At 43.8% G+C, this 17,228-nt stretch carries 13 protein-coding genes; 6 read left to right on the top strand and 7 right to left on the bottom strand.

The window, feature by feature from the left end:
- Positions 1-14: 14 nt before the first annotated feature.
- Together ABMY45_RS09580 and ABMY45_RS09585 are read right to left on the bottom strand one after the other, a co-directional pair.
- Positions 15-542 (bottom strand): hypothetical protein, encoded by a 528-nt coding sequence (locus ABMY45_RS09580; protein WP_349288807.1) that lies wholly within the window; start codon positions 540-542, stop codon positions 15-17.
- Complete coding sequence (locus ABMY45_RS09585; RefSeq protein WP_349288808.1) at positions 539-2,605, bottom strand: DUF2235 domain-containing protein; 2,067 nt, start codon at positions 2,603-2,605, stop codon at positions 539-541. Before ABMY45_RS09585 ends, ABMY45_RS09580 begins: the two co-directional genes overlap by 4 nt.
- Positions 2,606-2,852: 247 nt before the next feature.
- On the opposite strand from ABMY45_RS09585, the gene ABMY45_RS09590 reads away from it, so the two are divergent.
- Positions 2,853-4,448, top strand: a complete 1,596-nt coding sequence (locus ABMY45_RS09590; protein WP_010375453.1) for an ABC-F family ATPase — start codon at positions 2,853-2,855, stop codon at positions 4,446-4,448.
- A gap of 152 nt (positions 4,449-4,600) precedes the next feature.
- Positions 4,601-4,831 carry a hypothetical protein gene (locus ABMY45_RS09595; protein ID WP_045965390.1) on the top strand — a complete coding sequence of 77 codons (231 nt, stop codon included), beginning with the start codon at positions 4,601-4,603 and terminating at the stop codon, positions 4,829-4,831.
- A 113-nt stretch (positions 4,832-4,944) separates the two neighbouring features.
- Here the strand turns inward: ABMY45_RS09595 and ABMY45_RS09600 are convergent, their stop codons facing one another.
- Positions 4,945-5,706 carry a peptidylprolyl isomerase gene (locus ABMY45_RS09600; protein WP_174170970.1) on the bottom strand — a complete coding sequence of 254 codons (762 nt, stop codon included), beginning with the start codon at positions 5,704-5,706 and terminating at the stop codon, positions 4,945-4,947.
- 278 nt (positions 5,707-5,984) lie between these two features.
- On the opposite strand from ABMY45_RS09600, the gene ABMY45_RS09605 reads away from it, so the two are divergent.
- Complete coding sequence (locus tag ABMY45_RS09605; protein WP_010606473.1) at positions 5,985-7,241, top strand: aromatic amino acid transport family protein; 1,257 nt, start codon at positions 5,985-5,987, stop codon at positions 7,239-7,241.
- A 204-nt stretch (positions 7,242-7,445) separates the two neighbouring features.
- Positions 7,446-11,651, top strand: coding sequence for a DEAD/DEAH box helicase (locus ABMY45_RS09610; protein WP_349288809.1), 4,206 nt, complete (start codon positions 7,446-7,448; stop codon positions 11,649-11,651).
- Here the strand turns inward: ABMY45_RS09610 and ABMY45_RS09615 are convergent.
- Together ABMY45_RS09615 and ABMY45_RS09620 are read right to left on the bottom strand one after the other, a co-directional pair.
- A complete protein-coding gene (locus tag ABMY45_RS09615; RefSeq protein WP_349288810.1) occupies positions 11,635-12,741 on the bottom strand; it encodes an amidohydrolase family protein in 1,107 nt (368 codons plus the stop codon). The genes ABMY45_RS09610 and ABMY45_RS09615 overlap by 17 nt on opposite strands.
- A gap of 23 nt (positions 12,742-12,764) precedes the next feature.
- Entirely contained in the window at positions 12,765-13,082 is a 318-nt protein-coding gene (locus ABMY45_RS09620) for a DUF962 domain-containing protein (protein WP_010606470.1), read from the bottom strand.
- 118 nt (positions 13,083-13,200) lie between these two features.
- On the opposite strand from ABMY45_RS09620, the gene ABMY45_RS09625 reads away from it, so the two are divergent.
- Positions 13,201-13,659 carry a protease gene (locus ABMY45_RS09625; protein WP_349288811.1) on the top strand — a complete coding sequence of 153 codons (459 nt, stop codon included), beginning with the start codon at positions 13,201-13,203 and terminating at the stop codon, positions 13,657-13,659.
- A 94-nt stretch (positions 13,660-13,753) separates the two neighbouring features.
- Here the strand turns inward: ABMY45_RS09625 and ABMY45_RS09630 are convergent, their stop codons facing one another.
- Positions 13,754-14,659 (bottom strand): OmpA family protein, encoded by a 906-nt coding sequence (locus ABMY45_RS09630; RefSeq protein ID WP_010606468.1) that lies wholly within the window; start codon positions 14,657-14,659, stop codon positions 13,754-13,756.
- A gap of 164 nt (positions 14,660-14,823) precedes the next feature.
- On the opposite strand from ABMY45_RS09630, the gene rnt reads away from it, so the two are divergent.
- On the top strand, positions 14,824-15,498 hold the full coding sequence (gene rnt, locus ABMY45_RS09635; protein ID WP_349288812.1) for a ribonuclease T: 675 nt from the start codon (positions 14,824-14,826) through the stop codon (positions 15,496-15,498).
- Positions 15,499-15,544: 46 nt separating this feature from the next.
- On the opposite strand, the gene ABMY45_RS09640 is transcribed toward rnt, so the two are convergent.
- On the bottom strand, positions 15,545-17,197 hold the full coding sequence (locus ABMY45_RS09640) for a FapA family protein (RefSeq protein ID WP_010606466.1): 1,653 nt from the start codon (positions 17,195-17,197) through the stop codon (positions 15,545-15,547).
- Positions 17,198-17,228: the final 31 nt, after the last annotated feature.

The raw sequence follows: 17,228 nt of genomic DNA on the forward strand, positions 1-17,228 counted from the left end.
TTGTGGGCGCTTATCTAATTAAACATCTCATCGGTTAATTCAAAGGGTTCCCAAGTCGCTTGCGCCGAGCCAATTTCCTCTAAAATTCGTCCTTCGACGCCATCAAACGGTGCATTAGAAATCCACATTTTTACTTCACCCTTTTCACCAAAACCAAAGATAATCTGAGGGACAAGCTCTTCCTTTATCTCTCCCGTGTGGAAGGTAATACTAGGAAGGTTTTTTGCGATTTTGTATGCTTTATCACGTTGTACACTGAACTCAGCGTTGTAATGCCTTCCTTGTTTATAATCCCACCACTGCGCTTTCACTTTATGCGGGATTTCAGCTCCCCAAAACGTACTATTTGCATTAGCATTACCCCAACAACAACCTATTGAGCCTGCTGGTGGAGAAAACTTATCATCAAACACTAATCTAACCATAAGGTCACTATTTTCGTAAGAAGATACACCAATCCGCAACTTATCCAATTCTGTACTTGAAGAGCAACTGCAAAGCAGTATTGCTGCCAATAAAACGGTATAGAACTTATTGTTCATCCTTTTCTCCAAATTGATTTATTTCCATTTTTAAATGCTTTCCAAATTTGTACCTGCGGTAGCGCTTTTGCATTATTGTAAAACATTTCCCTTTGTCCATTTTCAGTCACGTACTTTGCTTTTGTTTCCTCACCGTGAGCCAATTTATCTGTAAATCCCGAATACCTAGAACTAATATGGATATAATGCTCGTATAGTTTCTGCCAAGCTTGGCTTGCTGGCCCAGCTTTAAGAGCTTTAGGTACCAAAGTTGCGACCTTGTTGCTAAGTTCATAAGGGTAGATACTTTGAAGACGCGCCATTTCTTTTAGCGGAACGCCATGTTGAATCGCCTCGTTATACATTTGGTGCAGTCCATAATGGGCAAGGGTATTATCTATTTTACGTCTCCAAACAGGCCGGTATGTGGTGTAAAAATCCTTATCTCTTCCCGAGCGACTAGCACCATACCTTAGCCTTTTAAAGCGGTAGACCATATCCACATTAATGCCAGGCCACTGATATTTATGTTCAATTGCTAATTTCGCTTGTTGCACTTTTGCTTCATGCTCTGGATTTCCGGGAATACCACGAATGCGCTTTAAAGGATACTCAATATCAATACTGATAGGGGCATACCCGCCTCCAATATCAGAATGAACACCTGGCAAGTAGACTTCCTTATGGTTAGCAAACAAACTACCATCCTTATTTTTTAATGAGCTTAGTGGGAATTTATCACGCCGCTCATCCCAAGCCGTTAAGTGATATACAGCCCCTGCACTGGCTTGATTAAGATCGAGTCTAACCGCATCGTCTAACTCATCTTTCGCATACAGCTCACCATGATCATTATCTCCATCCCCTCCAATAGACGCTACGGTATCGAAAATCCCAACAAAGCGAAATACCACTTCTTTATCGGCTAGTCTAGCATCCTGGTTCTCCCTCATTTTATTGACTAAATTAGTAAGTGCTCTTGCTGCCGCAGCACCTCGACTAAAGCCAAAGCAATCAAGTAATACCGTGCTACAAAGACTAATTGAGCTTTTACTCTTAATGAACGTCTCGATTACATCTATGACTTCTATCAACCTTTCATCAAATGAGTAGGCAACGGCTAAATCAATTGTACTATTATCTTCTCCTGCCTTAGTGCCTACGCCTTCGACATAATGTTTAAAATGAAATTTATCATCCATTTCATACAACTCATGGAGCTTAGCGATATTCGTCGGCTCTTTATCATCAAATGGGTCCAAAATATCGTTGTACTTGTTGTTGCCTGTACCATCAAAGAAGATCCCGATACTCGGTGGCTCGCTAATAAAATATAGGTGTACATTACCCTCACCTGACACTCTGTGTTTAATCAGCTGCACTCCGCCCTCAGCGCCAATCTTAAGTGCTTTTACTTTTTCTATATCAAGTAGGTCTGCATAGGGCACATTGTTAAAAAGCACCTGCTCCGGCACACCCAAGATTTTTGCTTTTAGACTATAGCGACCATCTTCACTCAACTTGCCGAATATCAAAGGCGTTTGTGTTGTCCCTTCAGAGGCTCTGGATAATGTGGGAGTATTAGCACCTTGGATCACAAAACTCACCGCCAACTCCCCTTCCAGCGACACCAATATGCGCTTTTCAGCCACCTCAGGTGATTTATCGACGTTAATCGAGGCCAATACCTGTTCAACCGGTGTTAACGGGTCTAATTGGCTTGCGCCAATGGGCTGATTAGGATCAACCCCACCACTGCTTGTAAAGGCATTGTTTCTAATCTCTGCTTTGAAATAAGACTTGCGTTTAACGATGATTAGCTGCTCTCTAGAACCGGCAGCACTGCCAGACCTTACACTTTGTAAGCCCTTTTTGGTCTTTATAAAAACACGAGTAAATTCGTCACGCTGAACATGGCGCCAATTATGTCTTTGTTGCAATACTATCCAATCACTGGCATGAGGCTTTAGTTGCGTTCTAATTTCTGACGGTAAATGAGCGGTTGTGGTATGGGGTGGTAAGACTTCCAGCGCATCGATTTGTTGGTCAATCAACCAATTATGTTTTTCTTCAACTATTTTCATCCTTGTTCACCAGAGTTAGTTTTCTATATCATCCTTTCGCATTAAAACAGGCTAACATTTAACCACCTAATTGGTAAATAAAATTTAATAAAATCGTAAACAAAACATCTTATGGCGATAAGTTTTCAACGCCTAGGTCTTTGCTATATCAGCCGCAAAAGTAATGTGTGAGTTAGCCAAACTTTTTACATCATTTGTCACCCATAAATGATAGGATCGCCGCAATTGTCAGTAATGAGTCAAATTTATGCTTTCGTGTAACAACATCACTATGCAGTTTGGTGCAAAACCACTGTTTGAGAATATTTCCGTTAAGTTTGGTGACGGTAACCGCTACGGCCTAATAGGCGCTAACGGCTGCGGTAAATCCACCTTTATGAAAATCCTAAGCAAAGAGCTAGAGCCAAGTGCAGGTAACGTAAACTACGATCCAAACGAGCGCATCGCTAAGCTAAATCAGGATCAATTTGCCTACGAGCAATATACGGTTGTAGACACAGTGATCATGGGTCATAAAGAGCTGTGGGAAATCAAGCAAGAGCGCGATCGCATTTACTCATTACCTGAAATGAGCGAAGAAGACGGCATGCGTGTTGCCGACCTTGAAACGCAATTTGCTGAAATGGATGGCTATTCCGCAGAAGCAAAAGCGGGTGAATTACTCCTCGGTGTGGGTATTCCAACCGAGCAACATTATGGCTTAATGTCAGAAGTTGCTCCTGGCTGGAAACTGCGTGTACTACTTGCACAGGTATTATTTGCAGAGCCAGATATCATGCTCTTAGACGAACCAACCAACAACTTGGATATCTATACTATCAAGTGGTTGGAAGACGTATTGAATCAGCGTGATTGTACTATGATCATCATCTCGCACGACCGCCACTTCTTAAACTCAGTGTGTACACACATGGCGGATATCGACTATGGCGATCTGCGTATTTACTCAGGTAATTATGATGAATACATGTTTGCTGCGACGCAAGCTCGCGAGCGCCTGTTGTCAGACAATGCTAAGAAAAAGGCGCAAATCGCTGAGCTACAGCAGTTCGTTTCGCGCTTCTCTGCAAACGCCTCAAAAGCGAAGCAAGCGACATCTCGTGCTAAGCAAATTGACAAGATCCAACTGGAAGAAGTTAAAGCATCAAGTCGTCAAAATCCATTTATTCGCTTTGAGCAGGAAAAGCCGCTATTCCGTAACGCACTTGAGCTTATCTCGCTATCACAAGGTTATGACGACACCCTATTCTCTGACCTAAATGGCCTTGTTGAAGTTGGCGAGAAAGTTGCCATCATCGGTGAAAATGGTGCCGGTAAAACGACACTACTCAACACCTTAGCAGGTCGTAAAGCGCCGCAAGCAGGTGAGTATAAATGGTCAGAAAACGCCAATATTGGTTACTATGCGCAAGACCATGCTGACGAATTTGAAAAAGATCTGGATCTTTTCCAATGGATGGAACAGTGGCAACAGCCAGGCGATGACGAGCAAGTCGTACGCGGCTTCCTTGGCCGTATGCTGTTCTCTCAAAACGACATCAAAAAGTCAGTTAAGGTGATCTCAGGTGGTGAACAAGGCCGTATGCTATTTGGTAAAATCATGATGCATAAGCCAAATATCCTACTAATGGACGAACCAACGAACCACATGGATATGGAATCAATCGAGTCTCTCAACTTGGCACTTGAACAATACGAAGGTACGTTATTCTTCGTATCGCACGACCGCCAATTTGTCTCATCACTTGCAACGCGCATTTGGGAAATAAAAGACGGTAAGATCACCGACTTCCATGGTACGTACGACGAATACCTCGCGAAGAAAGCGGCTGAAGCCGTATAAGATTAGACAGTAAAGGGCCAAATTGGCCCTTTTTATTTTCTCAAGCACAGCGGATCTTTGCCCCCTCACAAACCAGCACAAAAAATAGACAAACACACAATTTTGCTGTTAGGATTGTTCTCGCAAAAATTGGAATAATAAAAGGGTCGGCTATGGAACGTTTACAGAATATGTATTCGATAATGTTGCTGTCTAAGCTGAAAGCAAGCTTTCCAGAATCGTGCGATATCAATCACCATACTTTTTCACTCCCATACGTAGATCAACAACTACTCGAAGATGTTGTAACCACTCACCTCAATGAAGGGCTTATCCAAGTGGATGGCCGTGACCAGTATAGTTTGACGACAAAAGCGATTGCACTGTTTGGCGAAGACGAATAACTTAATAATAAAGAAATAAGCGCACCGAAGTGCGCTTCCAAGTTATTAACCTGAGATCAGGTTAACTAGGGACTGTGATGCTATCGTTAGCATCTGCAACCAAAGTAACTTGGTTACCTATGAAATCTACGTCTAAATCCGAAAATACCAGCCAGCAACATAAGGCCGGCAAACATTGAACCGCCAGATGAATCAGAGTCAGTTGAAGGCTTATCAGGCACTTGATCAATCAAGGTATTTGCTTTTGGGCTTAAGCCTTGAGCTGATTTGGGATCATCATCCAGCACAGTAATTGCGTTTATGGTTACAAAGTTAGCTGCCCCCGGCTCACTATTGCTATCTTTACACTGTTCATCAGTGAAGTTAACTAATGGCACATTACCACAACGAGGAATTTTTGCTATCGCTTCTAATATTTCCATGCCATCACCAGTCACTTGACCAAAAACTGTGAAGCCACCGTTGTCAACGTCCAAATTTTTACTGTTGTCTACCAAATTAAAGAACCATTGGCTTGTCGCACTATCAGGTCTATTTGCTACCTTTGCCATTGCAATAGTGCCTTTTACGTTAGACCATTTAGGTTCATTTTTTACAGCATCGTAAGTAGCGATGGCATCAAGAGGCACGTCTCCTTCATATTTGAAGCCACCACCTTGCACAACAAAATCTGGAATAACGCGGTGAATTACCGTATCAGAATAACGCCCGTTATCTACGTATTTCAAAAAGTTTTCCACGGTTTTAGGCGTACTTTCATCAAATAAATTGACCTGAAAGCTACCATGAGAAGTTTGAAATTCGACAATCGTTGCATTAGCAGCGAAGCTTCCCAACAAAGTTGAAGCGAGCAATAGAGAGTTTAGCTTGAACATACTTTTCCACTTGGTTATTTTAATTCTCTTTGCAAACTAGAATAAAAATTTATTTATAAGTCGGCTAGCAATTCATTGCCAGTGGTAACAATTAAGAACATTTGCAGACTTAGATTTACAATAACCGGTGAAGAACCCACCACACCTTGAGCAAGTTTTAGTCAAACAAACGTATTTCACCGCATAACTCCTCGGAGTAGACGGTTTATACATGCAACACTTCGTCATTTTTTATATGATGCGCCCGATTATAATTCTAAATCCAGGACAACAAGTATATGAGTAATTCCTCTGAAGCGATGATGGAGATGAATACCATCAGCGACGGGCGCTGGACCCAACACGACACACATTGGGTATTAAGTTTATTTGGCACTGCGGTCGGCGCAGGTATCTTATTCTTGCCAATTAACATAGGTATTGGTGGTTTTTGGCCACTCGTTATCATGACAGTGCTTGCCTTCCCTATGACCTATTTAGCACACCGAGGATTGGCCCGGTTCGTCCTTTCATCAAAGCAAAAAAATGCCGATTTTACGGATGTAGTAGAAGAGCACTTTGGCGCAGGTGCTGGCCGTTTAATTTCCTTACTTTACTTTTTCTCTATTTTTCCTATTTTGCTTATCTATGGTGTTGGCCTAACCAATACCGTCGACAGCTTTATTGTCAATCAACTTGGCTTTGAATCGCCATCTCGTATTTTACTCTCCGGTTTGCTCGTTGCCGGGATGATTGCCATTATGCTAGGCGGCGAAAAGCTGCTACTGCGTGCTTTTGCTATTTTGGTTTACCCGCTGGTTGGGGTATTACTGTTTTTGTCACTCTATTTAGTGCCTAACTGGCAAATGCCAGTGATAAGCACGCCTGACGTTGCGAGCTTAACCGAGTTGCTTTGGCTATCCGTTCCTATCGTAGTATTTTCATTTAGCCATGCAGCCGCTATATCTAGCTTTGCTAACGTGCAGCGTCGTCACTACAAAAGTGAGGCAGTTCAAAAATCAGAAGCCATTCTTCGTACGACCTCCATTATGTTGATCGTGTTTGTTTTGCTATTCGTGTTCTCCTGCGTATTCTCTCTAACACCAGAGCAAATGGAAGAAGCAAAATCGGCGAACGTCTCTGTTTTATCCTATTTAGCTAACGTGTATAACAATCCATTTATTGAAATGCTTGGCCCTCTTGTGGCATTTATCGCGATTACTTCGTCTTTCCTAGGCCACTTCCTTGGTGCACGCGAAAGCTTTAACGGCCTTGCAACCAAGCAAACGAGTATGAGCTACAAGCTTGCTGACAAGCTAGGCGTGGTATTTATGTTTGTTGCTATTTGGGTGTGCGCCGTATTAAACCCAAGTATTTTGGACATGATGGGGGCTATCTCAGGCCCGATTATTGCGATGATCTTGTTTATCATGCCAACCATTGCCGTGTTTAAAGTACCGGCACTACAAAAATACAAAAGCCACATTGGCACTTACTTTGTACTATTCGTCGGCTTGCTAGCGGTTTCTGCATTACTGTATAACATGCTAGGCTAACCAAAAGGGAGGCATCGCCTCCCTCACCTCCCTTTCTTGTTGCTTATCCTCATGGCAGTTCAGACTAAATATAGTACTAGTTTTCAGTGTATTGAATGAACCACCATAACCGAAAAATGAACTTTGACTTTGTTTATCTTCATGGCAGTTCAGACTAAATTATGGTAGTTTTCAGTGTCTTAAATTGAATACTATAACCAAACGATGAATTTTGACTTTCCACCAGCAATTAACAAGGAAATCACAGCGCTAATCAATCAAGTGCATAACCTACCTGTGCACGAGCAAACGCTGTTGAGTGTGCTGGCGGTCGTCTATAAACCAGTTTCAGCAATCAAACTCAAACGCCTAGTTCAAGCACTCGTGGCAAAAGATATCATCCCCGAAAATGACTTTGAACAAGGTGTAAGTCATAGCCAAATTATGAAGTGGCGTTCAGACGGGTTAGTGACTTTTAACGAAGATGGAGTGCAAATAAATCTAAAACTCGCGACCAGTTTAAGCCATCGAGTCATGGCTGACGGCCAGTTTTTAGCAATCCTTAACGCTGCTGAAGAGTTTATCCCTGTATTGAATGCTTATGAATGGGAACGCCAATTTGCCGATGAACAGCGACTCATTCGAGACTTTTTATTTATCAACCAACTACCAAAAGCCCGCAATCATTTAGAACTGGCGAAAGACCCACAGGCGGTGTGTCATAAGACCAATCAAGTGCTATTACCACTGTATTTTTATCCTTTTTCAGTTGAAGGATTTTCGGCGCTTGCTGATGACTTGCAATATCAAGCTTTTGCAACTTTGCTCTATACCTTACTACAAGGTGGTCACAGCATTAGCTATGCACTTGAAGTACTCATACAGGTTCAAGCCAAGACACAGAGCCCACTACTGACCTGCTTATTAGCAGAGTATCAAATCTATACCCTGCAATTGGATAAGGCTCAGGCGTTGGTAGCCAATATCCAAACCGCTTATAGTGCACAAATTATGGCAAGCATTGCTTTTTTACAACAACACGACGATATTATCGTTTGTTTTGAACAAGCATTAAAAGCCAAAGACAAAATCACCAAACGTAAAAAGCAGTACCTAGGTAGAACACTGGGTTTGTTTCATAAGTTGGCGTTATTGCAGCAAGCCAATAGCCATGATGCCGCATTATTTGACACCCTCTCTCAACAGCTTGAGTTTGAAAGCCAAGACAGCAAAGCGCCTTATAATAACTTCTTTGCCAATAACGTGCTGTTATACTGCGCAGAGAGCTTGTCGCAAAACAGTACCTACAGCAGCGCCCATTTAAATTATTCAAGTCTGAAGAAATCTCATGTTTTTGACTATTCCTTAGGTCGCTTGCTCGACTGCTTTGCACACTTCTGGTGTAATCAGAGCTTAGATGCCAAAGCGCTTGCCAGTCTCGACGACTGCATCGCAATTTTTGAGCGCCTCTCTTTACCTCTTTTTGCTGGGCTTGCAAAGCAGTTGATGCTGGCAATGCACGGTGAGCAATATCCGCTTGCGTTTAATCCCGAGCTTAATGTTAGTCACCTTGTTGCCAAAAAGACGGCGTGGGATCTGGCACTGGACAAGCTTATTGCGCTCAACCCGAACGCAAATACCAGCCAAGAAGTTGACGAACAATTTCGCCTGATTTGGCAAATTAGGCAAGGTCGCTTTGATATTGAGTTTTTAGCACGCGAGCAAAAGCGGGGTAAAACAGGCTGGGGAAAAGGTAAGCCAATTTCCTGCAAACAACTGAAACAACACCCTGAGCAATTTAGTTATATCAGCCAATCTGATAAAAAGCTGATCGACGCCATCGCACCACAGTCAGGTTATGGCTACAATGGTCGTGCGGACTACACCCTTGCTGGAATTCCAGCGTTAAAAGCCGCAGTCGGCGCCACCAACCTATACCATGAAGAAGACTTAAAACAAGCCATTACCATTGCCGAGAAATCTCCCGAGTTACACATCCGTCAACATGGCGACGATCTGCTACTCTCTATTCCTAATTTACCCAGCTATTTTGGTCAACCGCAAACCTACTCATTTACTCAACAAGCTGAGCATCACTACGAGTTTATTGTGTTTAACCAGTCACATATACAGGTCGCTGAGATTATCGGCGAGTCTGGATTAACCGTGCCTACCAGTGCAAAACAAAAGGTGCTATCGAGTATTAAAGCCATCGCACCTTATCTTAATGTACAGTCTGATTTAGCTGATATAGATACTGGGCTGGATAGTATCGAAGCGCAATCGGCGCTTGTTATTAACATTCAACCTTATCATCAAGGCCTCGATTTTCACTGTGTGGTCATGCCCTTTGGCGAAAAAGGGCCGATTTTTCATCCAGGACACGGTATTGCCACTGTCAGCGCCGAAATTGATGGTAAGCGCTTATCCACCACCCGAAACTTGTTACTTGAGCAGCAAAGATTGGATGAGTTAGATACGCACTGTCCGCTATTTTTGGAGATGACGGATAATCGCTTAAGTTTAGCCGAAATGGATGCAGCGCTAGAGGTGCTGCAAGAACTTGAGCTGGTGATTAATCAAGAGCCTTGCCCTATGGCACTCAAGCTCAGATGGCCTAAAGGCAAAAAGGTTAAGCTCAGTAGCAAGCTCGAAAGCCAACATTTGCAACTTGCCATGAGCAAGAAAAATGAATGGTTCGACATGACCGGCGAGCTACAAGTAAATAATGACCAAGTTATCGAACTTAAACAGCTTCTAAAAATGGTTGCCACCAGCAATGGCCGCTTTATTGCGCTGGATGGTGAGCAAGTACTCGCGCTTTCAAGTGACTTAAAAGCGCAACTTGACCAGCTCAATAACGCGACCGAGGGCGGAAAGTTTCACCCGTTAGCCGCGCCTTTAATTGCTGAAGCCACCACAGGAATGCGGATGAAAACCTTGCCGGCTTGGGAAGAGCAAAACGAAAAAATGCAGCAAGCCGTTGCATTAACTCCAGCGCTTCCTTCAACATTACAAGCCGAGCTGCGCGACTACCAGCAGGCGGGCTTTGACTGGGCAATGAGACTTGCCCATTGGGGTGCAGGTGCGTGCCTTGCCGATGATATGGGATTGGGTAAAACCATCCAAGCGCTGGCGATGATATTGGCCCGTGCCAATGTCGGCCCGACGCTTGTCATCGCGCCAACATCGGTCTGCTTCAACTGGCAACAAGAAATCCAAAAGTTCGCTCCAACCTTGTCGGTGAAACTCTTTTCTGACTATCCACATTCTGATGCTAGAGCCGAGATGCTGAGCAACTTGCAACCACTGGATTGTGTGATATTAAGTTATGGTCTACTCCAGCGCGAAGTTGATATCTTAAAGCCTATCGCTTTTGAAACCATTGTCGCCGATGAAGCCCAAGCGCTAAAAAATCCTTTAGCAAAACGTACTCAAGCCGCGTGCGCGCTCAGAGGCAAATTTAAGCTGATCACCACTGGGACCCCAATAGAAAATAACCTCACCGAGCTTTGGTCACTCTTTCGTTTTGTAAACCCAGGGTTGCTCGGTAACCTCAAACGCTTTAGCGAAAAGTTTTCCGCTCCCATTGAAAACGCCAATGAAGATAAGCTCGCAGCACACCGCGCCCGTAAAGGCCTCAAACACCTGATCCAGCCTTTTATTCTGCGCCGTATGAAGCATCAGGTATTAACTGAATTGCCACCACGCACTGAGATCAATGTACCAATTCAATTGAGCCAAGAAGAACAAACCTTTTACGAAGCGCTGCGCCAAAATGCCATTGACGAAATTTCACAGTCAACACAGCAAGACAGTGCCAATGAACAACGCTTTAAAATGCTGGCAGCGCTAACCCGCTTGCGCCAAGCCTGTTGTCATCCAAAACTGTTAATGGCAGAAAGTCAGATAACCAGCTCGAAATTAGCGGCATTGGATGAGCTTCTAACCGAGCTGCAAGAGAACAATCACAAGGCACTTATATTCAGTCAGTTTGTAGGCCATTTGCAACTTATCAAAGCTCGCTTGGAAAAACGCGGGATCAGGTTTCAATATTTAGATGGCAGCACCCCAAGCAAAGCACGTCAGCAGGCCGTGAATGCCTTTCAAAAAGGTGAAGGCGAGGTATTTTTAATTAGCCTCAAAGCCGGAGGCTCTGGTTTGAACCTTACCGCGGCAGATTATGTTATTCACATGGATCCTTGGTGGAATCCTGCGGTTGAAGAGCAAGCGTCAGACCGCGCACATAGAATGGGACAAACACGCCCCGTTACTATTTATCGCTTAATTGCCAAAGGCACGATTGAAGAGCAAATTGTCGAGCTCCATCACCATAAAAAAGACCTCGCGGATCAATTGCTCGCAAACACCGACAAAGTGATGAAGCTAGACGTAAACGATGTGCTATCCATGCTCAAGGAGACGCTGTAATACAAATCTCTGGCGCGCGATAAGGTAAATCTAATAGCGAAAAGTAGTTTTGACCTAAGGCGATCTGGCGAAAAGCATTGTCATCAAGTTCGGCGAGAATTCGGCTATTGATATCGACTTCTTCTAAATAATCGAAAAAGCGTTTATTTTTACTAGCGACGAAGTCACTGCCTGGCAAAAAACGCTCAGCATGGGCATTAATAAATTCAACATACTGCCCCTGAATTTTCGGGTCACTAAAATAATAGTCGTACAAAATCCGCCATGACAGATCGGCCTTTAGGTTTTTATATTGGGAGAATAACCGCTCCATGGTGTTTATGTGCAGCTCTGGGTCAATTTGGTTTAACTCTTTTGATACTCCCATGTGCATCCAAATAATATCGTTTTCTGGGTAGCGTTTTAACACTTCCTCAAGCAAAGGTAAGTATTTAAGTGGCGTGTTGTTATCGCCTAAGTCAGCGTGCAGAGCAAGCGGAATACGCTTTTCTTTTAGCACAGCCATAAATGGCTGCCACTTGGCGATAGTCTCTTTTTCTACCGCTTGATGCCCATTACCAAAATGCGCTGCTTTAACTAAATTCACTTCTCCCATCCAACGAAATAAGTCACCAAACTCGCCTTCAAGTAGTGCCATTTTTGGCAAAATAGTCTCTGGTTTGTGTAAGTCAGCAAAGGTCATAGACAAGGTAATATGCACGTTATCTGCGCCATATTTAAGATAATTGCTCGCATTTTTAAAGTCATTTTGAATGCTGGGTGAAATCAACTGACTGTAGCACCCACGCTCACCAAAGCAATCAGGCTTTCGCTCGTAGGTTTGACCAATGCCATAAACGTTGACAAACACCACTCCCGCACGCTCTGCCCAAGTAACGAGCTTATCAAATGGGACCGCATCTCCCCGAAATGGCTGAAAATGGTGATGAGAATCAACGGCAAAATAACTAGATTGCGCCTTGCGGTCGTAGCACTGAGTATTATCTACACTAAAAGTTGCTAGCGTGCGTGTGCCAGTGGCTGACACACTTTGGCAACCAGCCAGTAAAACGGCACAGCTCATAGCAATAACACTTTGTTTTACATTCATTTTTATTATCTACTGAGTCTCCTTTACCAAGGTACTTTACCACGGATAATGTCCTTGTACATGACCCAGTCACCCATCAAGCTATACAGTGGATATTGAAATGTCGCAGGCTTATTTTTTTCAAAAAAGAAATGCCCCACCCAAGCAAAACCATAACCCGCGATTGGCAACAACCATAGTAAAGACCAATGTGCAAAAACCAGCGCAAAGAGCAAAATCAAAAGCACTAAGGTTGAGCCGATAAAATGCAAGCGACGGCAGGTTTTGTTTTTGTGCTCAGCGAGGTAATAAGGGTAAAACGATGCAAAAGAATTGAACTCTTTGTTATTATTTTTGGTCATGAGAGTATGCGATTCGTTATTCGACTGTAATACTCAGCATAGTGCAAAGTATTTACGTTGAAAATAAAAAAGGAATGAGCGTGGCAACAGGCTCAAAAACAGTATGTTGAAACCCCTAATGATTATCACCGCTGCTATGCTGCTCCAAGCTTGCAACGACACCGCCCCAACTACAAAATCAGAGGCAACGATGAATGCACAAAGTAACATTCAATGCAGTGTGAGTAAGGGTTCCGACTCAGGTATGACCTACCCCATTAATTTCACTTTTACCAACGCAGGCCATAATGATGAAAAGTTTCTAATTTGGCATACCCCTTTTGAAGGCTGGTGGAGCCAATTTTTAGAGGTAACACAAAATGGTAAGTCGCTTAATTATCAAGGACCCATGGCGAAACGACTCGCGCCGACAGCCAATGAATTTATGACCCTAAATGCTGGGCAAAGTAAAAGCGTAGAATTAGATTTAGCACTGGCTTATGAGATAACCACCGCACAGCCCATTACCATCACCTATCACAATCAGCTAAGCCATGCCAATGCATTAAAAGCGTCATGTAGTACGGTATTAGAATAAAACCGATATCAGCACCGTGTCTCGGCTTGTAGGTCGGCTTTTAAGCCGACAACCCAACTAACCAACAACCCACTACAAAACCAAAACCCCAACATCAAGGTCTTGAAATTTGGATCACGACTCGACGGTTCTTACCGCGACCAATAGCATTGTCGTTGGTATCAATATGGCGTTTTTCGCCAAAGCCGTCAGTCATAATCTTATTCTCTTCAACCCCTAAGCTCGCCATATATGATTTAATCGCCTCGGCACGTTTCTTTGACAATCTCAGGTTGGTATCACGGCCGCCATAACTATCGCTATAGGCCGAAATATAAATTTGCTCAATTTTCGAGTCATTTTTAAGATATTCGCCGATCATATCCAAGCGTTTGCGTGACGACTTTGTCAGTTCGCTGGAATTTTTCTTGTAATTCATCACCGTAAAAGCGATGTCTTCAAAGCTGTATGGCAACAAGTTATCGCGACATTGTAAGAACGCCCAATATGCCTGTTTAAAGTTTACTGACGACAAAGAAACTGAGATTTTATCTACGTCGTTGTGCCAATCTTTATAATAAAAAGTGGGAAAGTAGCCCTTTTCAAGCTCAGTCAGCAACTGCCACGCGACGTCATTTTCAAGTTCACCGTCAAATTTTTTCAGTAATTTCATTTGCCCGATGCTTCTTGCCGGTTTGCCGGCTCGCCAAAGCGGTGGCACCGATTCAAGTCCTGCAAAATCGTAACTTTCAGGACGTACCATCATATCAAGGTTAAAGGTTAAGTCTTTATTTTTACTGGCATTACTTGAAAATATAGCTTCACCGTAATACGGAACTTCATGATTAAGCGCACAACTCAAGCGATTGTTTTGGTCAACATTCCAATGTGATGAATCAGCTTCGGCAGCGTATTGCCGCATTGCAGCCTCGCTATTAAAGGTAATGGCGCATAACGATATACCAACCCAACCTACTGATTTATATAACTTGATCACCCCACACCTCACAACATCAACCATTAATCTACATGCGCTCAACACGCCAAAAACTAGAGCTTATCTCTACCAATTCGCGCTATTTAGAGTTAAGCAATAAATGTACCATATTAAGCGCTCTCAAGCTGCTCGCTTCTTGTCGAGGTATCAGTATAATAGGCCGCTAAATTTCACAAACCAAGAAGATTATGTCTGATACCGAGCAAACGCTATTTTCAAAACGCTTTCGCGGCTTCTTTCCTGTAGTTATCGACGTGGAAACCGCTGGCTTTAATAAAGATACTGACGCCCTACTAGAAATTGCCGTCAGTATGTTAAAAATGGACGATGACGGGGTATTAAGCTTAGATCAGACAGTACACTTTCATGTTGTGCCTTTTGAAGGCGCAAATATTGAGCAAGCTGCGATTGACTTTAATGGCATTGATCCATTTTCACCACTTAGAGGCGCAGTTGCAGAAGATGAAGTGCTGAAAGAAATTTGCAAAGCCGTGCGTAAAGCCCAAAAAGCCGCGGGCTGTCAGCGCTCCGTTGTCGTTGCCCATAATGCCGCTTTTGATCACGGTTTTTTAAATGCAGCGATTGAGCGTAACAAGATAAAGCGCACACCTTTTCACCCATTTGTCAGCTTTGACACCACTTCACTTGCCGGGCTTGCTCTAGGGCAAACGGTGCTTGCAAAGGCATGTCGTGCAGCAGGTATCGAGTTCGATAACAGTCAAGCACACAGTGCACTTTACGACACAGAGCGCACCGCAGAGCTCTTTTGCTACATAGTCAACAAGTGGCAAGCATTAGGTGGCTGGCCATTACCAGAGCCTGAAGCCGAGTCAGAACCTGATTCAACAACCGACACCGAATAATAAAAATGCCAGCAAATCCAGCTGGCATTTTTATCAATGCTCGTTTTTAAGCTATTTCTGCGGTTTTGGCAGTCGTAAACTGCTGCATGATCTTACCTTCATGCAATTTAACGAAATTAGGCGGGTAAATTCGTGAAAACAGTTTAGTGTCTTTCGCTATTTTCACTTCAGTTCCGGGGTGCATCAGCTCATTAACAGTGACTCGACTCAAGCGTGCTAATCGATGTATTTTTTGCTGTATTAACCCGATGTTACGCTGATTACGGCCGTAGTGTTTGTTGATTTGCATTTCGCTGTGCTGCAGCTTGGCAAGATATGCATCTCGTTTTTGCGATTGCGGCGACGCCTGTGCTTTATTCATAGCTTGTTTAATATCGATGACTTTGGACGCCAACACCTTTTCCAGCTCCACTAATTCGCGGTGCTTATCGTGCAAACTATCCCAATCTTGGGCTAATGAAATACGCGTTCTTGTGCCTGATGGTGCTCCAAGTTCACCCGTTTCAATACGCATGGCATCCAATACATTTCCGCCAATCAGCTTGCCTCTGGGGGTTTCACCTTTACCGATTTTGATTAAACGCTTGGAAGCCAAGTCACAATGCAAGGCTTGACGTTCAATGAGAATATCTTGTTCGCTTTCAATTCGGCAGTACTGCGCATAGCCTAACGAAACACTGCGCTTTGCTTTAATCGAGCACGAAAAAGGTTCGCCTTCGGTGCGCTTACGACCAATGGTGCCAAGCATTATCGTGACCGCGCTACCACTTTCAAGAATGGCCGATTCCACAAAGCCAATAACAGTAATATCGCCCGAAGCCTTAACACGCATTCCATCTTTAATATCACCGCTCACAATCACGCTGCCATCAAACTCAACATGCCCAGTCGTCACATCAATGTTTTCATAACACAGCACATCGTCAACACGCATGCCACGAGGAACGGCTACAGGCACGCCTTTTGAATCGGCAATAAGCAGGTTCTTATCGTTGGGATCGAGCTTGGTGCCTTCTGACACCTCAAGTGGCGCGTCTTTGCCTGGTTTAGGGTCAATCACGTCACCAAACACGGTATAGCCCGGCTCGCCTTCAGTTGGCGGGACTTTTTTCATTAATGGGCTGCCCGGCTTTACGGTGATGATAGCACCTAAGTTGCGCATATCGACTTTACCGCCGCTCGATTCTTGCGGGCTGAGCACTCTGTCCTGCGCTGTCATACACAGGCGCACAAACCGTGCGTCATTGCCATCTTTGGCTCGTTGACCATGCGCAACAATACCATTGTAAGTGTGTCCAGGAGGGAGTTCTAACTGCTGACCGAGAAGATTATCGAGGGCTTTGCCACTGACACCTTTTTTAATACCAGCTTGCTTTAATGCTTGTTTGGCTTTGTTCATACAAACCAACTTACCGCCTCGGGCTGTGGTTACTCTCGCTTCAGCAAGCATGTTGCCTTCTTCAATACGCACAGAAATAGACGCATCGATAGCGCGAGCCACAATCAGCGAGTCCTGCTCGGGCGTCTCACTAGCAGCGAATAATTGACCTATATTGGCATGAATGATTTCAAAATCCGCATATGGCGACTCCTCAATCATCTCTATCAATTGAGACGAGCTCGCCGGAAATCCGGATTCCACTGGATGAGAGAGCAAGTAGACATAGCCCTCATCCTCATCAAAACGAAATAATGACATTCATCAACCCTGAAAAGTATGCATGATCTTA

This window comes from Pseudoalteromonas sp. XMcav11-Q, from assembly GCF_040104525.1.
GTDB lineage: Bacteria > Pseudomonadota > Gammaproteobacteria > Enterobacterales > Alteromonadaceae > Pseudoalteromonas.